The 18,120-nt window shown below is 27.5% G+C and carries 14 protein-coding genes; 7 read left to right on the top strand and 7 right to left on the bottom strand.

Annotation, left to right across the window (positions count from 1 at the left end; genetic code table 11):
• Positions 1–253: 253 nt before the first annotated feature.
• From BRSU_RS09535 to BRSU_RS09525, 3 genes are all read right to left on the bottom strand, one after another.
• A complete protein-coding gene (locus BRSU_RS09535) occupies positions 254–2,128 on the bottom strand; it encodes an ankyrin repeat domain-containing protein (RefSeq protein WP_048595087.1) in 1,875 nt (624 codons plus the stop codon).
• An 80-nt stretch (positions 2,129–2,208) separates the two neighbouring features.
• Positions 2,209–2,763 (bottom strand): DUF2271 domain-containing protein, encoded by a 555-nt coding sequence (locus BRSU_RS09530; protein WP_048595086.1) that lies wholly within the window; start codon positions 2,761–2,763, stop codon positions 2,209–2,211.
• A 314-nt stretch (positions 2,764–3,077) separates the two neighbouring features.
• Positions 3,078–3,587 (bottom strand): nitroreductase family protein, encoded by a 510-nt coding sequence (locus BRSU_RS09525; protein ID WP_012670720.1) that lies wholly within the window; start codon positions 3,585–3,587, stop codon positions 3,078–3,080.
• Between the two features lie 230 nt (positions 3,588–3,817).
• Here BRSU_RS09525 and BRSU_RS09520 point away from each other — a divergent pair, with 230 nt between their 5' ends.
• The 3 genes from BRSU_RS09520 to BRSU_RS09510 all read left to right on the top strand — a co-directional run bounded on the left by BRSU_RS09520 (position 3,818) and on the right by BRSU_RS09510 (position 6,911).
• Positions 3,818–4,873, top strand: a complete 1,056-nt coding sequence (locus tag BRSU_RS09520; protein WP_048595085.1) for a DNA adenine methylase — start codon at positions 3,818–3,820, stop codon at positions 4,871–4,873.
• A gap of 127 nt (positions 4,874–5,000) precedes the next feature.
• Positions 5,001–5,537 (top strand): 5-bromo-4-chloroindolyl phosphate hydrolysis family protein, encoded by a 537-nt coding sequence (locus BRSU_RS09515; protein WP_048595084.1) that lies wholly within the window; start codon positions 5,001–5,003, stop codon positions 5,535–5,537.
• Positions 5,538–5,567: 30 nt separating this feature from the next.
• A complete protein-coding gene (locus BRSU_RS09510; protein WP_209435143.1) occupies positions 5,568–6,911 on the top strand; it encodes a toxic anion resistance protein in 1,344 nt (447 codons plus the stop codon).
• Between the two features lie 83 nt (positions 6,912–6,994).
• Here BRSU_RS09510 and BRSU_RS09505 read toward each other — a convergent pair whose 3' ends face one another.
• Positions 6,995–8,383, bottom strand: a complete 1,389-nt coding sequence (locus BRSU_RS09505; RefSeq protein ID WP_048595083.1) for a sodium-dependent transporter — start codon at positions 8,381–8,383, stop codon at positions 6,995–6,997.
• A gap of 38 nt (positions 8,384–8,421) precedes the next feature.
• The gene (locus BRSU_RS09500; protein WP_048595082.1) at positions 8,422–8,982 is read right to left on the bottom strand and encodes an OmpA family protein; all 561 of its coding nucleotides are present in this window, start codon (positions 8,980–8,982) and stop codon (positions 8,422–8,424) included.
• Positions 8,983–9,233: 251 nt separating this feature from the next.
• Between BRSU_RS09500 and ppdK the strand changes: the two genes are divergently transcribed.
• Positions 9,234–12,221: a pyruvate, phosphate dikinase gene (ppdK, locus tag BRSU_RS09495; protein WP_048595081.1), complete on the top strand. Its 2,988-nt coding sequence runs from the start codon at positions 9,234–9,236 to the stop codon at positions 12,219–12,221.
• A gap of 95 nt (positions 12,222–12,316) precedes the next feature.
• Here the strand turns inward: ppdK and selD are convergent, their stop codons facing one another.
• Positions 12,317–13,393: a selenide, water dikinase SelD gene (gene selD / locus BRSU_RS09490; RefSeq protein WP_048595080.1), complete on the bottom strand. Its 1,077-nt coding sequence runs from the start codon at positions 13,391–13,393 to the stop codon at positions 12,317–12,319.
• A gap of 336 nt (positions 13,394–13,729) precedes the next feature.
• On the opposite strand from selD, the gene BRSU_RS09485 reads away from it, so the two are divergent.
• The 3 genes from BRSU_RS09485 to BRSU_RS09475 all read left to right on the top strand — a co-directional run bounded on the left by BRSU_RS09485 (position 13,730) and on the right by BRSU_RS09475 (position 16,902).
• On the top strand, positions 13,730–14,161 hold the full coding sequence (locus tag BRSU_RS09485) for a PepSY-like domain-containing protein (RefSeq protein WP_048595079.1): 432 nt from the start codon (positions 13,730–13,732) through the stop codon (positions 14,159–14,161).
• A gap of 296 nt (positions 14,162–14,457) precedes the next feature.
• The gene (locus BRSU_RS09480; RefSeq protein WP_048595078.1) at positions 14,458–15,462 is read left to right on the top strand and encodes a C45 family autoproteolytic acyltransferase/hydrolase; all 1,005 of its coding nucleotides are present in this window, start codon (positions 14,458–14,460) and stop codon (positions 15,460–15,462) included.
• A 48-nt stretch (positions 15,463–15,510) separates the two neighbouring features.
• Positions 15,511–16,902: a DUF4132 domain-containing protein gene (locus tag BRSU_RS09475; RefSeq protein ID WP_048595077.1), complete on the top strand. Its 1,392-nt coding sequence runs from the start codon at positions 15,511–15,513 to the stop codon at positions 16,900–16,902.
• A gap of 356 nt (positions 16,903–17,258) precedes the next feature.
• On the opposite strand, the gene BRSU_RS09470 is transcribed toward BRSU_RS09475, so the two are convergent.
• Positions 17,259–18,008, bottom strand: coding sequence for an SDR family oxidoreductase (locus tag BRSU_RS09470; RefSeq protein ID WP_048595076.1), 750 nt, complete (start codon positions 18,006–18,008; stop codon positions 17,259–17,261).
• Positions 18,009–18,120 lie beyond the last annotated feature (112 nt).

The following is an 18,120-nucleotide window of genomic DNA, read 5'->3' as shown; positions in this document are numbered from 1 at the left end:
TTAAAATATTTTATATTTTTTTATTTATCTTCATTAAAAAATATAGTATTGAATCATACTAAATAATTAATACCAATTTGTAATAATTAATATATAAGAAATTATTAATTTTTATTATTAATAAGTAATCAGATGCACATATAGAGTATATTCATTAATAATAGGTTATACCATGAGGAAAGGTGCTGCGAAGCATACCTACGGTAGCAGCTCGTAGTTGACAAAATGTAATTGTTTAGGTATATACTAAAAATTAATCAAATAAATAAGACAAATAATGATCTTTGTTAATATTATCTTTTATATCATCTAAAGGAATAAATATTTTTTTATGTCCTTTATCTTTCATCAATATAATACCGGCTTCTGTTATAAGAAAAATTAAATTGTCTGTATCATTATAAAAGTTTTTAGGAACATTATATCTTTTTAATATCTCATCAGCATTATTAACGAAATCTTTCAAATAAGGACTTATTAATTTTCCATTATCTAAATCAATTATAAGCGATATATTATTTATTATAAGATTATTATTAGCTTCTATCTTAGCAAATCTCTTGTATACGCATATTGTTTTATCATCAAAATAAATTATATTATCAGCATTATAAAAATCTTTAAGCTTGTCATAATATTTAATTTTTATATCATTAAATAAAACCTTATCATGTTTCTTTAAAATCTGTTCAACATTTATCTTCAATTCATTTGTTTTTTCAGAATACGATTTATTATCTCCGTTTATATATGAATTAATTTTATCATTGTTTTTTATATTGAAATGATATAGATCAAATAAATAGCGAAGAATATTTATCAAATGATTAGATTTTGCTATCTTTTTAAATATTAATTTAAAATATTCTACCTTAATATCAGGATTTCTATTTACTTCAAAAACTCCATTTATAATTTTAGAATCAGATATTTCCACAATATAGTTAATTTCATTTTTATCACTATTTATAAAATCATAAAGAGAACAATCAAATTTTATGATAGCTTTTTCATTTCTTTCTATAATAATATCATACCAGCTAAAATATTCTTTATCATTTTTTTTATTATCATTAAAATCATAAATAGAAATATAATTATCCATAAAATTACTGAGTATATTATAATACCCTTTTATCTTATCATTATTTATAAATATATTTCCAAAACAACCACTAATTACAGATAATAGTCTGCCATAATAACCATAACAGTAAATATACATATTATTTACTTTATCTTTAAAAGTTATAAACGTTATTGTCTTTTGATAAATATCAGGAATATATCTTCTTTTATATGCTTTAATAAAAATAATAATAACAGCTATAAGAATAGCTATAAGAATTAAATATTTACCAAATACCAATTTAAAATAATATAAAAAATTATCAGTTTTAGCTCCATTTAAAACCAATATAGCAGCTATATCTTCATTGCCTTTATCGAGTGCTATTTCAAGCCCTTTGTCTAAATCCATTTTGAATTTATTTCCAAAGAACAAAAATTTCTTTTTTAATAGACTTTTTAATATAAACTCATTTTCTTTATTAACAGCTAACAAAAACTCATCATTTATATCATCATCGTTTTTATAATGTTTCAAGATAATTTCAACAACATCATAAGCATAATCGTCTACGGAACTGTAAAGGGCTGTTTTACCATTAATAGATTTTTGATAAACATCAGCATTATTTTCAAGTAAGAACTCTACTATATCAGTGCTGCCTCTATATCCTGAATAAGTATAAAGCAAAGTATAGCCATCATATACTCCGTTTATATCATATTTTTGTACAAACTTCTTAACATCTTCTAAATCACCATAACCTTCTGCAGTATTTTGATATTCATATTCTAAACTGTCTATTTCTATAACATTATATTTTTTATAAAGTTCTATTTTTTCTTTTAATACTTTTTCTGCTGCTTCTTTAAACAGGTTTTCCATATATTCTTTAGGGTCCTTTGCCATTTCTTTTAATTCATCTTCATTTGTAAACATTTTATCAAAAAGATTTTTATAGTAATTGGTGTCATATTCCTGAGAATATAGAAATAAAGATGTTATTATTAAGAAAATAAAAGATACAATTATTCTAAAAATATTTTTATTTTTGAACATATTTTCCCCTTATAAATATTAGAAAGGTTTTATATTATACTATAGAAGTGTATATGTCAATATAATGGACTAAGTGTCATTTAAGGCATGAAACTTACATTTACATTTTTTATTATATCTATTTTTTGAGCTTCAGGTTTTGAGTATTTAGCCGATGCTTTTTGAGAGTTAGCCTGATTTCCTATATTGATAATAGAAGTATAAAGCACATTATTATCCTGATATATAGTAGCTTCAACAACTATTCTGTAAGTACCGTCTTTTACTATGTTTCCTTGATTATCTTTGCAGTCCCAAACTATATTAACTTTGCCCTGTTTTGGTGTAGACTTTGAGACGGCATCAATTATTTTTTTATCTATACTTTGAGCATTAGCTTTTTTCTGCCAATTATTTAAAGATTGTTTTCTATATGTCCAGCCTTCTCTTCTTCCTGTAAAATCTGTAATATATATTGTAGCTATATAATTACCGTTATTATCTTCAGTCCAAACAGCTATTTGATTGCTGGAATAACCCGGTCTTTTTGTATAATCGAAACTTATATTAACTTTTTTAGTACCATTTTGAGCATAGTTTTCATTTATGAATGATACGGCAAAAATCATAAATAATATAATAAAAAGTTTTTTCATAAATAATCTCCTAATAATAAATTTTGTTTTTATTTTTTTATCATATATTTATAATCTTATATTAATAGACTTGTTTCAAAACTAATTTAATAAATATTTGTAATAGTTTTACTTTATTCATTTTTATAATTGGGGCTTTGCCCCAAACCCCACTTCTTTTGTTGGCACAAAGAAGCAAAAAGACTGCAATTTATACGCAAAATTAGAGATTATACAACATATAAAATATAATTCTATTCTTAAAATTAAGTTGAAAATTTTTCAGATAATCTCGTCAAGTAGTTTTGAAATATGTCTAATATTTCATTTAATTATCAATACTTTTCATAATGTATTTTATTAGGCTCAAATCTGTCAGGCATTGCAGGCTCTCCGTCAGGATAACCAATAACAACTATTCCTAAAGGCTTAATATGATCAGGTAAATTAAATATTTTTATTATTTCATTCATTCTCTCTTCACGAGGAGCAACACCAATCCAAACGCTTCCCAAATCTTTAGCTTTTGCTGCAAGCATTAAATTTTCTAAAGCTGCAGAACAGTTTTGCTGCCAGTAAAGCTGACCTGATTCATCGGATAAATCTCCGCATACAACTATAGCTAATGTAGCAGTATCTAGCATTTTAGCATAAGGGTGAGAGTTCATGATTTTATCTAATGTTTCTCTGTTTTTTACTACTATAAACTCCCAATTTCTTCTATTATTTGCAGACGGAGCATACATAGCAGCTCTAAGCATATATTCTATCTTTTCATCTTCAACTTGTTTGCCTTTAATATATTTTCTTATGCTTCTTCTTGTAAATAGAATATCTTCACTCATATAATATTCTCTCCTTAAAGTTATTTATTATTATTATATAGTAAATATAAAAAAATAAAATTGTTAGAGTACTAAAATTTATATATTAATTATCAAAAATTAGAGTAGGGCAGTCATATCCCGCCATTTATATTTTTTAGTTTATTTTTTAAAAATCATGCCAGCTCAAGCTTTTCTATGTTTATAATTTTTTATTTTAAAGTTTTTAAAAGTATGATATTATTATATTAATGAATTATATAGGAAGTAAACTGTCTTTATTAGATTTTTTATATGAATCTATAATGTCTATAATAGATAGCGATTGCTGTATATTATGCGATTTATTTGCAGGTACAGGTATTGTTGGAAGGTATTTTAAATCTAAAAATTTTTCTATTATAGCTAATGATATTCAGTATTACAGTTATGTTTTAAATAAGCATTATATAGAAAATAATAAATATTTAAATTTTGATGGCTTATGTGAAGAAATAAAAGAATTAAAAGAAGCTGATATTAAAGAAAAATATATAATTGTATGCGATTATTTAAATAATATAGACTATAAAAGAGGTTTTATTTATAATAATTATTCTTTAGGAGGCACTAAAGATAAAGAACATAAGAGAATATACTTTTCAGATGAAAATGCCATGAAATGCGATGCTATAAGAATGAAAATAGAAGAATGGCTTAATAATAGGAAGATTAATGAAAATGAATATTATTTTCTTCTTGCAAGCTTGCTTGAAAATATTGATAAATGTGCAAATACAGCTTCGGTTTATGGGGCATTTTTGAAAGATATAAAAAAAACAGCTTCAAAAACTTTCAATTATTGTCCTTGCGAATTTGTTATAAGCAATATAGAACATAAAGTATATAATGAAGATGCCAATAAATTAATAGAAAATATTGAAACTGATATTTTGTATTTAGATCCGCCATATAATAGAAGACAATATGCAGATAATTATCATATACTTGAAACTATAGCTAAATATGATAATCCACTAATAAAAGGAAAAACAGGACTTAGAAATGACAGAATAAAATCATTATACTGCAATAAAAATTATGTTTATAATGCATTTGAGGAGCTGATAAATAAAGCTAATGCTAAATATATATTTTTAAGCTACAATAATGAAGGTTTATTGTCATTGGAAGATATAAAGAAAATAATGTCAAAAAAAGGAAAATACGGATTATTTGTTAAAGAATACAGCAGATTTAAAGCCGACAGCAAAAGATATAATTCAGCTTCAAAAACATTTGAATATCTTCATTATGTTATAGTTTAAAATAATTAATATAATCTTGCAAATATTATGTTTATTGATTATAATATATACCAAGTAATGGTAAATATATTTTTACTTTATATTTAGTTTATAGTTTTATTAATTTAGTTCATTGTAGAGGATATATATGCCAAGAGATGAAGATGATTTTATTTTTCAGAAATTAAGACAAAATATACAGAGAAATTTCCCAAGAGAAGATGATGTAAATAATTATAATCAAAATAATTATAGAAATGATAGTTATTCAAATAAAGATAGTTTAACAATTTTAGAAACAGAAAGAAATATATATAAAATTACAGATTTCTCTCAAAAAATAGATGATCCTGAACTTACTCCTGCATTAAAAGAAATGATAGGTATATTAAAAGAAATGGTTTCATATTCTAAAGCTAATAAAGAGGGAGAGAAAAAACTAGAAAAAATAAATGAATATCATCTTCCTACAGCTATAAAAATGCTTAATTCTTATATAGATTTTTGTAATTTTCCTGTAAAAAATGAAAATATGCAAAAAACAGCACAAGAAATAGAAGATGTTATAATAAAATTAAATGAAGCATTGAAAAAAATGCTTGTAGAAATGAATCAGAATAAATTAATGGATATAAACAGCGATATAGATGTATTAAAAAACATGCTTGATAAAGATGGTTATTAATTAAAAAAAATAAATAATTGGAGAGGTTCTATGGAAAATAATAACTTAGAAAATAATCAACATCCTAATAATATTCAAGACCAAAATATTGTAAATGCTCAGCCTATGCAGCAAAATGCAATGCCTAACAATATGCAGGGACAGAATTTTGTAAATACTCAGCCGGTACAGCAAAATGTAATGCCTAACAATATGCAGGGACAGAATTTCGTAAATGTTCAGCCTGTGCAGCAAAATGCAATGCCTGTTAATATGCAGGGGCAAAACTTTGTGAATACACAAAATTATCAGCCTCAGAATTCAGCACAGCAAGTATTAAATGATATGAACAGCGTTTCAAATGGACAATTTACACCTGAAGATTTGGCAAAAATAAATCAATTATCAAATAGTATTAATTTACAGGATTCCGTATCTATAATGTCTTATGGATCAGCAGCTCAAAATAAAATGATACAGTTTTCTGAAAATACTTTAAGTAATGTTATGAATAAAGATTTAGGTGAAGTAGGAGAGGCTATTACTGATGTTATAACAGAACTTAAAGGTTTTGATATAGAAAATGAAACTAAAGGAAAAGGTTTATTCGGATTCTTCAAGAAAGCTGCTAATAATATTACTAAATTAAAAGCTAAATATACTAGTGTAGAAGCTAATATTGATAGTATTGTAAAAAATCTAGAAGCACATCAAAGAAATCTTCTAAAAGACATAAGTATTTTAGATCAAATGTATAATTATAATCTGGAATATTTAAAAGAACTTGAAATTTATATAGAGGCAGGAAAACAGAAACTTAATCATTTAATGGCTAATGAAATACCTGCTTTAGAATCAAAGGCTATTGCAAGTAATACCGCTGAAGATGCACAAATGGCTAGAGATTTTAAAGATTTGGCTAATAGATTTGAAAAAAGAATACATGATTTAGAGCTTACAAAGACAATTTCTATACAGACAATACCTCAAATACGTTTGGTTCAGAATAATAATGTTATAATGACAGAAAAAATTCAATCAACTATAACAAATACAATACCTCTTTGGAAGAATCAGATGGTTCTTGCTATAGGACTTCATCATTCCAATGAGGCAGCAAAAGCACAGAGAGCCGTTACTGATACTACAAATGAGTTGTTAAGAAAGAATGCTGATATGCTTAAAACTTCTACTATAGAAACAGCTAAAGAATCAGAAAGAGGAATAGTTGATATTGAAACTTTAAAACATACAAATCAGCAGTTAATATCTACCTTAGATGAGGTTATAAAAATACAGACTGAAGGCAGAGAAAAGAGAAGAGCTGCAGAGATAGAACTTAGAAATATAGAAAATGAACTCAAAGCAAAAATATTGAATGTATCTAGAGAATAAATTATTTTCTAATATATAAAATAAAAAGCTCATCTGTATATTTTATATAGATGAGCTTTTTTATTATCAATATTATAAATATTTTAAATAAAGAATCTGTTTATATAGTCAATTACAAATATAGCTAATACTATGAAAGGTAGAATATATGAAACATAGAATCTAGCCCATTGAGGGAATTTTATTCCTTTTCCTGTATCAGCTTCTTTTATAAAATTACCCCATCCCCAACCGAATTCTCTTGTACAGAATATCAGTATTATTATACCGCCTATAGGAAGGAAATTGTTGCTTACAAGAAAATCAAGTCCGTCAGCTATAGTGCTTCCTTCTCCAAGAGGTTTTATAAATGAAAGTAAATTAAATCCTAAAGCTGTAGGAAGACTCAATATAAATATAGTAATTGATACTATTATAGTAGTTTTTTTACGAGGCATTTTTGTTTCAGACATAGTAAATGCAATTAAATTTTCAAATACCGCAATTATAGTAGTAAGTGCAGCCATTGATAAGAATAAGAAGAATAATGCTCCCCATAATCTTCCTAATACCATAGAATTAAATATATTAGGTAAAGTTAAAAATACTAATCCGGCACCTTCACCAGGATTTATCCCAAAAGAAAATGTTGTAGGGAATATAACGAGTCCTGAAAGAAATGCTATTAAAGTATCAAGTCCCATAACCATTACAGATTCGCCTGTAAGAGAATAGTCTTTATCAATATAGCTTCCAAATATAGTCATAGCTCCAATTCCAAGACTCAAAGTAAAGAATGACTGACCTATAGCAGCATAAGCAACAGAGAAAAATCCTTTTAATCCTCCGCTGAACATTTTATTTGTATCAGGAAGTAAATAGAATTTAAGTCCTTCTTTAGCATTAGGAAGAGTAACCGCTCTTATTATAAGCACCAAAAGAACTAATAAAAGCAGAGTCATCATTACTTTAGTAACTTTTTCAACTCCATTTTCAAGCCCCATCATACATACAAAGGTTGCTATTATAACAGTTACAGTCATCCAAAATATCAAAGTAGAAGGAGAAGCTAAAACAGAACCAAAGAATTCCCCTACCTGCTGCGGATTGAGTCCTTCAAGTTTTCCTGCTGCCATAAAATAACAGTATGATAAACACCATCCCGCTACAGTAGTATAAAACATCATAAGAAGCACGCATCCGAATATCTGTATATATCCTACTATATGCCATTTATATCCTGACTTTTGTAATGCTCTGTACGAACCTGCTAAATCTCTTTTACCTGCTCTTCCAACAGAAAATTCCATTACAAGTATAGGAAGTCCCAATATAACAAGGGATATTAAATATAGAAGCACAAAAAGTGCTCCGCCATATTTTCCTGTGATATAAGGAAATCTCCATACATTACCTAAACCTATGGCACATCCGGCTGAAACCAATAAAAAACCTAATCTGCTTGAAAGTTTTTCTCTATTATTATCATGCATAATTCACACCTACAATATATTTATATATAAAAATATCATTATTTTGACATTATTAAATTATTTATATAATTGGTATATACATTCATATCATTAGTATTTTCTATTAAAATGAATTCTACTCTTCTATTTTCTTCAACTTTCTTATATTCGCTTAATAAATCTTGAAGTCCGTAATTAGTTAATTTACTTACAATACCATTTGTTATAGCTAAATATGTATTATAAGATCTCTTGTATGATAAATCATCAATATTTTTTCTATTATAAAGAAATAATATATCTTTTTTATCGTATCCGTTGGTAGTTTTTTTATATTCATCAATACTTGTATGACCTTCTATAATAATCATCATAATATTAGTACTAGTGCTTACATCTCCTACATATTTGACAGTTTTTAAATATTTATTTAAATCTAATTCTCCGCTGTTAAAATTAAATAATATATTTTTAGGAACTATTAATACTTTCCCTCTTTCAGTCATTTTATATTTATATTTTATTTCTTTTGGTTTTCTATAAGTTGATATTACTATTGCACCATAAGCATTTAAAGCTATTAGTAATAGAACAAAGAATATGTTTATTTTTTTCAGCATATTTTTAAATTTCCTTTTTACATCGGATAATTATACAATATATAAAAAAAATTTAAATATTTTTTTATCATCTTGTAAAAATGGAAAAATAAAAAAACATCAATAATGCAATGCTTTATTTTTATTAAAGATAAAAAAAATTAATGAAATTTTTACAATAAAATTGACAATAAGAAAAATAACATTATACTATATAATAAGTAATGACTTAAAGTTTATATAAATATTTTATTTTTAGAGGAGAGTTTATTATGGCATCAAAAAAGATGGTTTACTTCTTTGGTAACGGTAAATCTGAAGGCGCTAAAGAAACCAAAGCTCTTTTAGGAGGTAAAGGTTTAGGACTTGCACAAATGACAGAAAGTAAGGTACCTGTACCTGCTGGATTTACAATAACTACAGAAGTTTGTGATTATTATTCAAAAAATAAGTCATATCCTAAAGGTTTAGAAAAAATGGTTGATGAAAACATCAAGAAGTTAGAAAAGGCTATGAATATGAAATTTGGTGATGTTAATAAGCCTTTACTTGTTTCAGTTCGTTCCGGAGCTGCTATATCTATGCCTGGTATGATGGATACTATTCTTAACCTAGGTATTAATGAAAAAGTAGTAGAAGGTCTTGTAGCAAAAACTAATAATCCTAGATTTGCTTGGGATGCTTATAGAAGATTTATACAGATGTTCGGCGATGTTGCTATGGGCGTTGATCATGATAAATTTGAAGAAATATTAGATGAAAGGAAAAGAGCTATAGCACCTAAAGTTGGAAAACCTGAAAAAGAGGTTAAAGATACAGATTTAGATGTTGAAGAATTAAAAATAGTAGTAGAAAAATATAAAGCTATGTATAAAGAGGAGAAAGGAGAAGAATTCCCTGAAGATCCTAAAGTACAATTATGGCATGCTATTAATGCAGTATTTAGAAGCTGGAATAACCCTAGAGCTGAAGCATACAGAAAATTAAATGACATAAGAGGTCTTTTAGGTACAGCTGTAAACGTTCAGGCTATGGTATTCGGTAATATGGGAAATACTTCTGCTACAGGTGTATGTTTCTCTCGTAACCCTTCTACAGGTGAAAATAAATTCTATGGAGAGTTCTTAATTAATGCTCAAGGTGAAGACGTTGTTGCTGGTATCAGAACTCCTCAGGAAATTACATTGGAAGGTAGTTTAGAATGGGCTAAAAACAACAATATTAGCGAAGAAGAAAGAAAGGCTAAATATCCTTCTCTTGAAGAAGTTATGCCTTCTGTTTATAAACAATTAGTAAGCTATAAAAATCAATTAGAAAAATATTACAGTGATATGCAGGATATGGAGTTTACTATACAAGAAGGTAAACTTTATATGCTTCAAACTCGTAATGGTAAAAGAACTGCTGCTGCTGCTGTAAGAATAGCTGTTGAGCTTGCTGAAGCTAAAATAATTTCTAAAGAAGAAGCATTGATGAGAGTAAATCCTTCTGATTTGGATCAATTACTTCACCCAATGTTCGATCCTACTGCTAAAAAAGGAGCTAAAGTTCTTGCTAAAGGGTTAAATGCTTCTCCTGGTGCTGCTGTTGGTAAAGTAGTATTTGCTGCTGACAGAGCTGAAGCTATGAAAGAGGCAGGAGAACAGACTATACTTGTTCGTATAGAAACTAGCCCTGAAGATATTAAAGGTATGAACGCTGCTGAAGGTATATTGACAGCAAGAGGCGGTTCTACTTCACATGCTGCTGTTGTTGCTCGCGGTATGGGTAAATGCTGTGTTGCTGGATGTAGTGCTTTAGAAATAGATTATGCTAATAAATGTATGAAAGTAGGTGATGATACAGTTAATGAAGGTGATTATATTTCTATAGACGGTTCTACTGGTGAAGTTATGTTAGGACAAGTTGCTACTAAAGAAGCTGAAATGTCTGAAGACTTCAAAAAACTTATGCAATGGGCTGATGAAAAGAGAAAAGAAAAGAAATTCGAAGTTCATACTAATGCTGATACTCCTAATGATGCACAAATTGCTAGAAAATTCGGTGCTGAAGGTATAGGACTTTGCAGAACTGAGCATATGTTCTTCAATGCTGATAGAATTAAGAGTGTAAGACAGCTTATACTTGTTGCTGAAGAAGTTAAGCAGTTAAAAGAAAAATTAGAAGCTGCTGAAAAAATCGGCGATAAGAAAACTATAGAAGAAATTGAGCCTTTATATAGAGAGCCTAGAAAACTTTATGATGATGCTTTAGATAATATTCTTCCTATGCAAAGAGAAGACTTTATCGGAATATTTACTGCTATGAATGGATATCCTGTAACAGTAAGACTTCTTGATCCGCCTTTGCATGAATTCATTCCTCATGAAGATTCTCAATTACAAGAACTTTCTAATGAAATGAATGTTCCTTTTGAAAAACTTAGAGCTATTAGAGATAGTTTGCATGAATTCAACCCAATGCTTGGACATAGAGGCTGCCGTCTTGGTATTACTTATCCTGAAATATATGATATGCAGGCTAGAGCTATCATTGAGGCTGCTGTTAAAGTTAAGAAAAACGGTGTAGATGTTCATCCTGAAATAATGATTCCTCTTGTTGGTACTTTAAAAGAGCTTAAAATGATCAAAGAAAGAATCATTAAAATAGCTGATGAAGTATTTGAAAAAGAAGGTTCTAAAGTTGATTATAAAGTTGGTACTATGATAGAAGTTCCTAGAGCTGCTTTAGTTGCTGACAAAATTGCTACAGAAGCTGAATTCTTCTCATTCGGTACTAATGACTTAACTCAAATGGGAGGCGGTTTCTCAAGAGATGATGCTGGTAAATTCTTGAAAGACTATGTTAATAAAGAGATATACGAAAAAGATCCATTCCAATCATTGGATCAGGAAGGTATAGGAGAGCTTTTGAGAATTGGTGTAACTAAAGGTAGAGCTGCTAATAAAAAGCTTGTTGTTGGTATCTGCGGTGAGCATGGAGGAGATCCTGCTACAGTTATGTTCTGTTATAGCATAGGACTTAACTATGTAAGCTGTTCACCTTATAGAGTACCTATAGCAAGACTTGCTGCTGCTCAAGGAATAATAGGTTCTAAGCCAGCTAAAAAAGCCGCTGCTAAGAAACCAGCTGCCAAAAAAGCTGCTGCTAAAACTGCAACTGCTAAAAAACCAGCTGCTAAAAAAACAGCTTCTAAAGTAACAGCTGCTAAAAAAGCTACAGCTAAAAAAGCACCAGCTAAGAAAACAAGCAAAAAATAATAGATAAAATATTTATATAAATGAATTTGTAAAGGGCTTGACTTTATATATAAAGTTAAGCCCTATTTTTATTATATTGTCATTTATAATATAAATTACTTTGTTAAATGTATGTATTCTTTTTCTTTGTTTTTTACTTTTCCTATGATACAAGCACAGTCTATACCTTCGCGCCATAAATCAGCTAGTATATTTTCTGCATTACTTTTATCAGCACATATAAATAAACCGCCGGAGGTTTGAGGGTCGAAAGAGAGCATTTTTAAATTATAGTCAACATTATCATCTACTTTGATATTATCTCCTACATAGCGCATATTAGTAAAAGCAGCTCCCGGTATACAGCCCATATCAAGCACTTCATAAGTTTTATTAAACATAGGTAATGCTGATGATTGAAGTTCTATAGTTACATTGCTTGCCTTAGCCATTTTATAAGCATGTCCTATGAGTCCGAATCCTGTAATATCAGTGGCACATTTAACATTATATTTATTCATAACAGTACATGCTTTTTTATTTAGTGTTTTCATAGATTCAAAAACATCTTCTATATGAGATTCTTTTATAAGTCCCTGTCTCATAGCAGCCAAACAAGCACCAGTTCCTAGAGGTTTTGTAAATATTATAATGTCGCCTTCTTTAGCAGCTGCATTTGTAGTTATTTTATTAGGATTAGCAAAACCTATAACAGCCATTCCGTATTTTACCGATGCATCTGTTATGGTATGCCCTCCTACAACCAATACTCCGGCTTCTGTGGCTTTATCCTGTCCGCCTTTAAGCATATTAGCTAATATATTTAAAGAATCATCTTTTGGAAACATAGTAATATTCAATGCTAATTTAGGTTCTCCTCCCATAGCATAAATATCGCTTATAGAGTTGCATGCTGCTATTTGTCCGAATCCGTAAGGGTCTGCTATAACAGGAGGGAAATAATCCACTGTAAATATTAAAGCATTATCATCTGAAATCTTATAAACTCCTGCATCATCTCCTATATCTACATCTGAAAGTAAATTAGAATCAGTTTTTATTTGCATCAAAGGAGCAAGAGTTTTCTCAAGTAAATCAGGCGGAATTTTAGCGGAACAGCCTCCTTCCAAAGCACATGATAATAATTCGATTTGTTCTTTTTTTTCTTCCTTATTATTTGTAATATTTGACATAATAAACACCTATAAATTAATTTTTATAATGAATAGAATATATACTATACAATGAAAAATTCAAATATTTTATTTAAATAATGTTTTTTAATAGTTTATATTATATTTGATTATATATAAAAGTAAATTTTTTTTACCTTATTTAGGTTCTAAAAAATGTATATATCGTATTTGTATTATAATATGTATTAAAATCTATATTTTAGGTAAATTTTTTGTAAATTTAATGTAAATTATATTGACAAATATCTGTTTTAGGCTATACTTATAATTGTAAAGATAATTTACATGATTGCTAATAGCAATCAAATATTTATAAATTAAAGGAGATTTACTATGACTAAAAAATTATTCGCTTTATTAATAACTTTAACTATAATTTCTAATTCAAGTGCTTTTGCTGATTGGGTTGTTCCAGTTTCTTCACTTCCTCAAAACGCTATAACTTTCATACAGCAGGTTTATCCTAATATTCAAATATGGATGGTAGAGAGAGACGGAGGAAAATTTGAAGTAAAATTATCAAATGGTACTCAAATAGACTTTTTGCCTAATGGTGATTGGCATAGCATAGATGGTGAATATAATGCTGTACCTTTCTCTGCTTTACCTGCTAATATAGCAAACACTATAAGAAATACTTATCCTCAGGCTGCTGTAATAGATGTAGAAAAAGAGTGGGGTAATTATAAAGTAAAATTAAATAACTTTATGGAATTATTCATATCTTCTAATGGACAGTTAATGGGACAGAAATTTGATGATTAATCGATATTTATTAAATACAATTTCCTAAAGATTATTTATGTAAAGATACTAATTATTTATTGAAAATACTAAAAAATAGAGGGAGCTTTAAAAACGGCTTCCTCTTTTTTTGTTTAAATGAATGAAAGAAGCATTAATATATTTTTATGGTTTTATTTTGCCCGCCCACCCGCCCCTTAATTATGTTTTTAATCTTAAAAAAATTTTTTATTCATATTTACTTAAAATTTTTATTATGCTAGCCTTTGTATAATTGTGAATTTTGTAATTGTATAAATATTATAAGGAGCTATCATATGTATCATTCAAGATTTAAAGGCAGTCATTATGAGGCAGGACTTAAATATGGTAAATTGCTTGCTAAAAATAATATTAATCCATTAGAAAAAATTAATATATCAAATGAAAGAAAAGATTTTGCTAATAAATGCATGCCTATATATAATAATTTTTTCCCTGAAATAATAGAGGAGATAAAAGGATTAGCTGACGGATTAAATACGAATGATAATATAAAAATAGATTATAAAGATATATGCGATTTTTTATTTACGATATATGCATTTACTTTTGATAATAAATGTTCTTCTTTTGCTTTCAAAACTGATAAAGATATAATACTTACGAAAAACAGTGATTTTTTAAAAGATATAAAAGACTATTGCGACAGCGTATATTTTAAATTAGATGATTCATATTCATTTATAGGAAATACTACTGCATTCATAGAAATTGAAGATGGTATAAATGAAAAAGGACTTGCAGCGGCATTAACTTTTGTATACCCTACAATAATAGATTATGGATTCAATGCAGGAATGATAATAAGATATATTTTAGAAAAATGCTCTGCTGTTGATGAGGTTTTAGAGTTTTTAAAAAATATTCCTATTTCATCCACACAGAATATAGTATTAGCAGATAGAAATGGAGATATTGCATTGATAGAATGTAATTGCAAAAATATAGAAATAATAAAAAATGATTATGTATTTATATCGAATCATTTTGTAAGTGAGTCTATGAAAGAATATAATACTGATATTGAAGATGATATTTATTCACATGAAAGATATATTACTATGAAAAATGCATTTAAAAATTATGATTATGATTTAGACTTTGCCAAAAAACTTATTTCAGGGGAATATGGTTTTTTATGTCAATATGATAGGAAACTTAATTTTGATACCGTTTGGTCTTCTATATATTCAATAAAAAATAAAAAAATATATATAGCTGAAGGAAACCCATCAAGGAAGAAATTCAAAGAAGATAAGAGATTGAAATTTGATTATTGATTTTATTTTCTAAATAATATATTTTGTATAAAAATATTTTAGAGGTTTATGATAGTGCTTTCATTAGAAGAAATTAATAACATAGTAGAAAAAAATTATAATAAAAAATTTGATAAAACAACTTCATTTATAGATGATTCTATAATATCAAATGTTTTTATAAAAGATAAAAGTGCTGTAGTTTCAAGCAAAGTGATAAGATATATTTTAGGTGAATATTTAGATATAAAAGAGGCTTACAGATTAAGAAATGCTGATATGATAGGCAATTCTTTAGACAGTGAAAGTTTAAGTGAGACTCTTGAGAATGTATGTAAATTATGGGATGAAAATAATAAAACTAAATCAATACTTTATCCTTACTGCATATTTGCAAATAATATACAGCTTGATAATTTGTACAAAAGAGCGGTATCTATTGCAAGCGGAAGATTTAAATTGGCATGTTCTATGTTGGAGGCTATTGCTTTAAGCGGTACAAAAAAAGGTTTTTCATTAGTGTATGAAGCTTCAAGAAAATTCAAACAGGCCAGCGTTAAAAATACCTGTTCATTTATTATAGAAGATATCACTAAAAAATTAGGCATAAGTAAAGAGGCTTTTGCTGATAAGATTATACCTGATTTTGATTTTGATAAAAACGGAGTTAGAATAATAGAAAGCGATAATAAAAAATTTAAAATAACATTGAAGCCTGATTTTACTATATCAATATTCGATGAAATGAAAAATAAAGAATATAAAACATTACCTAAAGATTTTCCTCAAACTCCAAAAAAAGAATTAACAAAATTAAAAAGTGATATAAATAAGATGCTTAAAACTCAGACTGAACGTTTGCAGTTGGTATTAATGGACGGTAGAAAATGGACTTTAAATGAATGGAAAGAGATATTTTTTGACAATCCTTTTATGAGGGCTTTTGCTGTTAAACTTATTTGGGGAGTATATGATAAAGATAATAATTTATTAAGTACTTTCAGATATATGGATGACGGCTCGTTCAATAATGCTGATGATGAGGAAATGAATATAGAAGATAATGCTTTAATAACTTTATTGAGTCCTATGGAAACTAATAAAGAAATGATAGAGAAATGGAAAAGTCAGCTTTCAGATTACGATATAGTTCAGCCTTTCAATCAATTATCCTTAGAAACAAAAGAAGATTTAATTTCTAGGATACCCAAAAAGGCAAAAGCAGGAAGCATAAAGAGTACTGCATTGAAATTGGGTATGGATAAAGTAGATGATGGAGGATTTGTAAGTTTTTATTTTTTATATGATTACTATAATAAAGCTGTAGTATCAATAGAAACTCCAAATCTTTATTATGGTTCTAATACTACAGATGAAATTGATATTAAAATAAAATTCAAAAATGCTGATGAAAGATTTGAATATGGAGCTTATCTTATATTATCTGATTATCTAAAATAAATTTCTAAATTTAGTATCGCTTGGGCGGGTATGCTTTTTCAAATAAAGTTTTAAAATTAATTAAAATTATAATTAAAAAAATAAGCAGCAAAGAATAAGGGGGGGGTATGTAAATAGATTTTTTGCCTATTTTGAATCCCTCCCTCTAGACTTTTTAAATTTATCTGTTATTTTTATATTATATTTTTTTAGAATTTATTTCTGAAATTTTAGCTGCCCACCCAAGATTTTTTTAAATTTGTTGATCTATATACCGCACGAAATTAAATTATATATAATTAGATTAATTATTAATAAGATTCTAATCAGGTATAAAATTTTACTAACCGTGCGTTTAAATAAATTTTTGAATATAATTAAATATCTAATTTCCAACCTTCATCATTATGATATATCATAAGTTTTGTCATGCCTCCGTCTACAGTGATATTTTCTCCGTTTATAAAATCATTATTACAAAGAAACCAAGCAGTACTAGCTATATCAGAAGTGTTTCCAACCTTTGCACTAGGATGCTGAAGTATATCTTCTTTGCTGAATGAGGCATCATCAATGGTATTAATCCAACCCGGACTTATGGAATTAACTCTCACTTTATGAGATAAACTTATAGCCATCGCATGAGTTAAAGCTATAATAGCACCTTTTGCAGCACTGTAGCTTTCACTGTCTTTTTGAGACATAAAAGCCCTTGTTGAAGCTATATTTATTATGCAGGCTTTTTCATTGAAATTATTCATAAGATTTTTTGTAATCTCATAAGGAGCTGCAGCACCTATTTTGAAAATCTCCAAAAAGTCGTCATAACTGCAATTACTTAAAAGCCCCTTATTTGAATAGCATGCATTATTTATTAAATAATCTACATTTCCGAATTTTTCTATTATTTTGTCTGTGAATGATTTTATAGATTTTTCATTGTCTATGCTGTCATTTATAAATAGGCATTCTCTGCCCATATCTTTTATTTGTTTTTGTAGTTTTAAACCGTTTTCATTGTCTTTATCAATGAATGCTATATCACAGTTGTTTTTTGCAAATAATAATGCAATTTCCTTTCCTATACCGTTTGATGCTCCTGTTATAATACAAATTTTACTTGACATCATAAAACTCCTAATATATTTGTTGTTTGTATTCATTATACATAATAATAATCAATATTAAAAGAATAAATATGTAAGTATTTTTTTATGAATTATCTTTTATTATTGATAT

It is taken from the genome of Brachyspira suanatina (genome assembly GCF_001049755.1).
GTDB classification, from domain to species: Bacteria; Spirochaetota; Brachyspiria; order Brachyspirales; family Brachyspiraceae; genus Brachyspira; species Brachyspira suanatina.
This window is presented reverse-complemented; position numbering and strand designations above follow the sequence as displayed.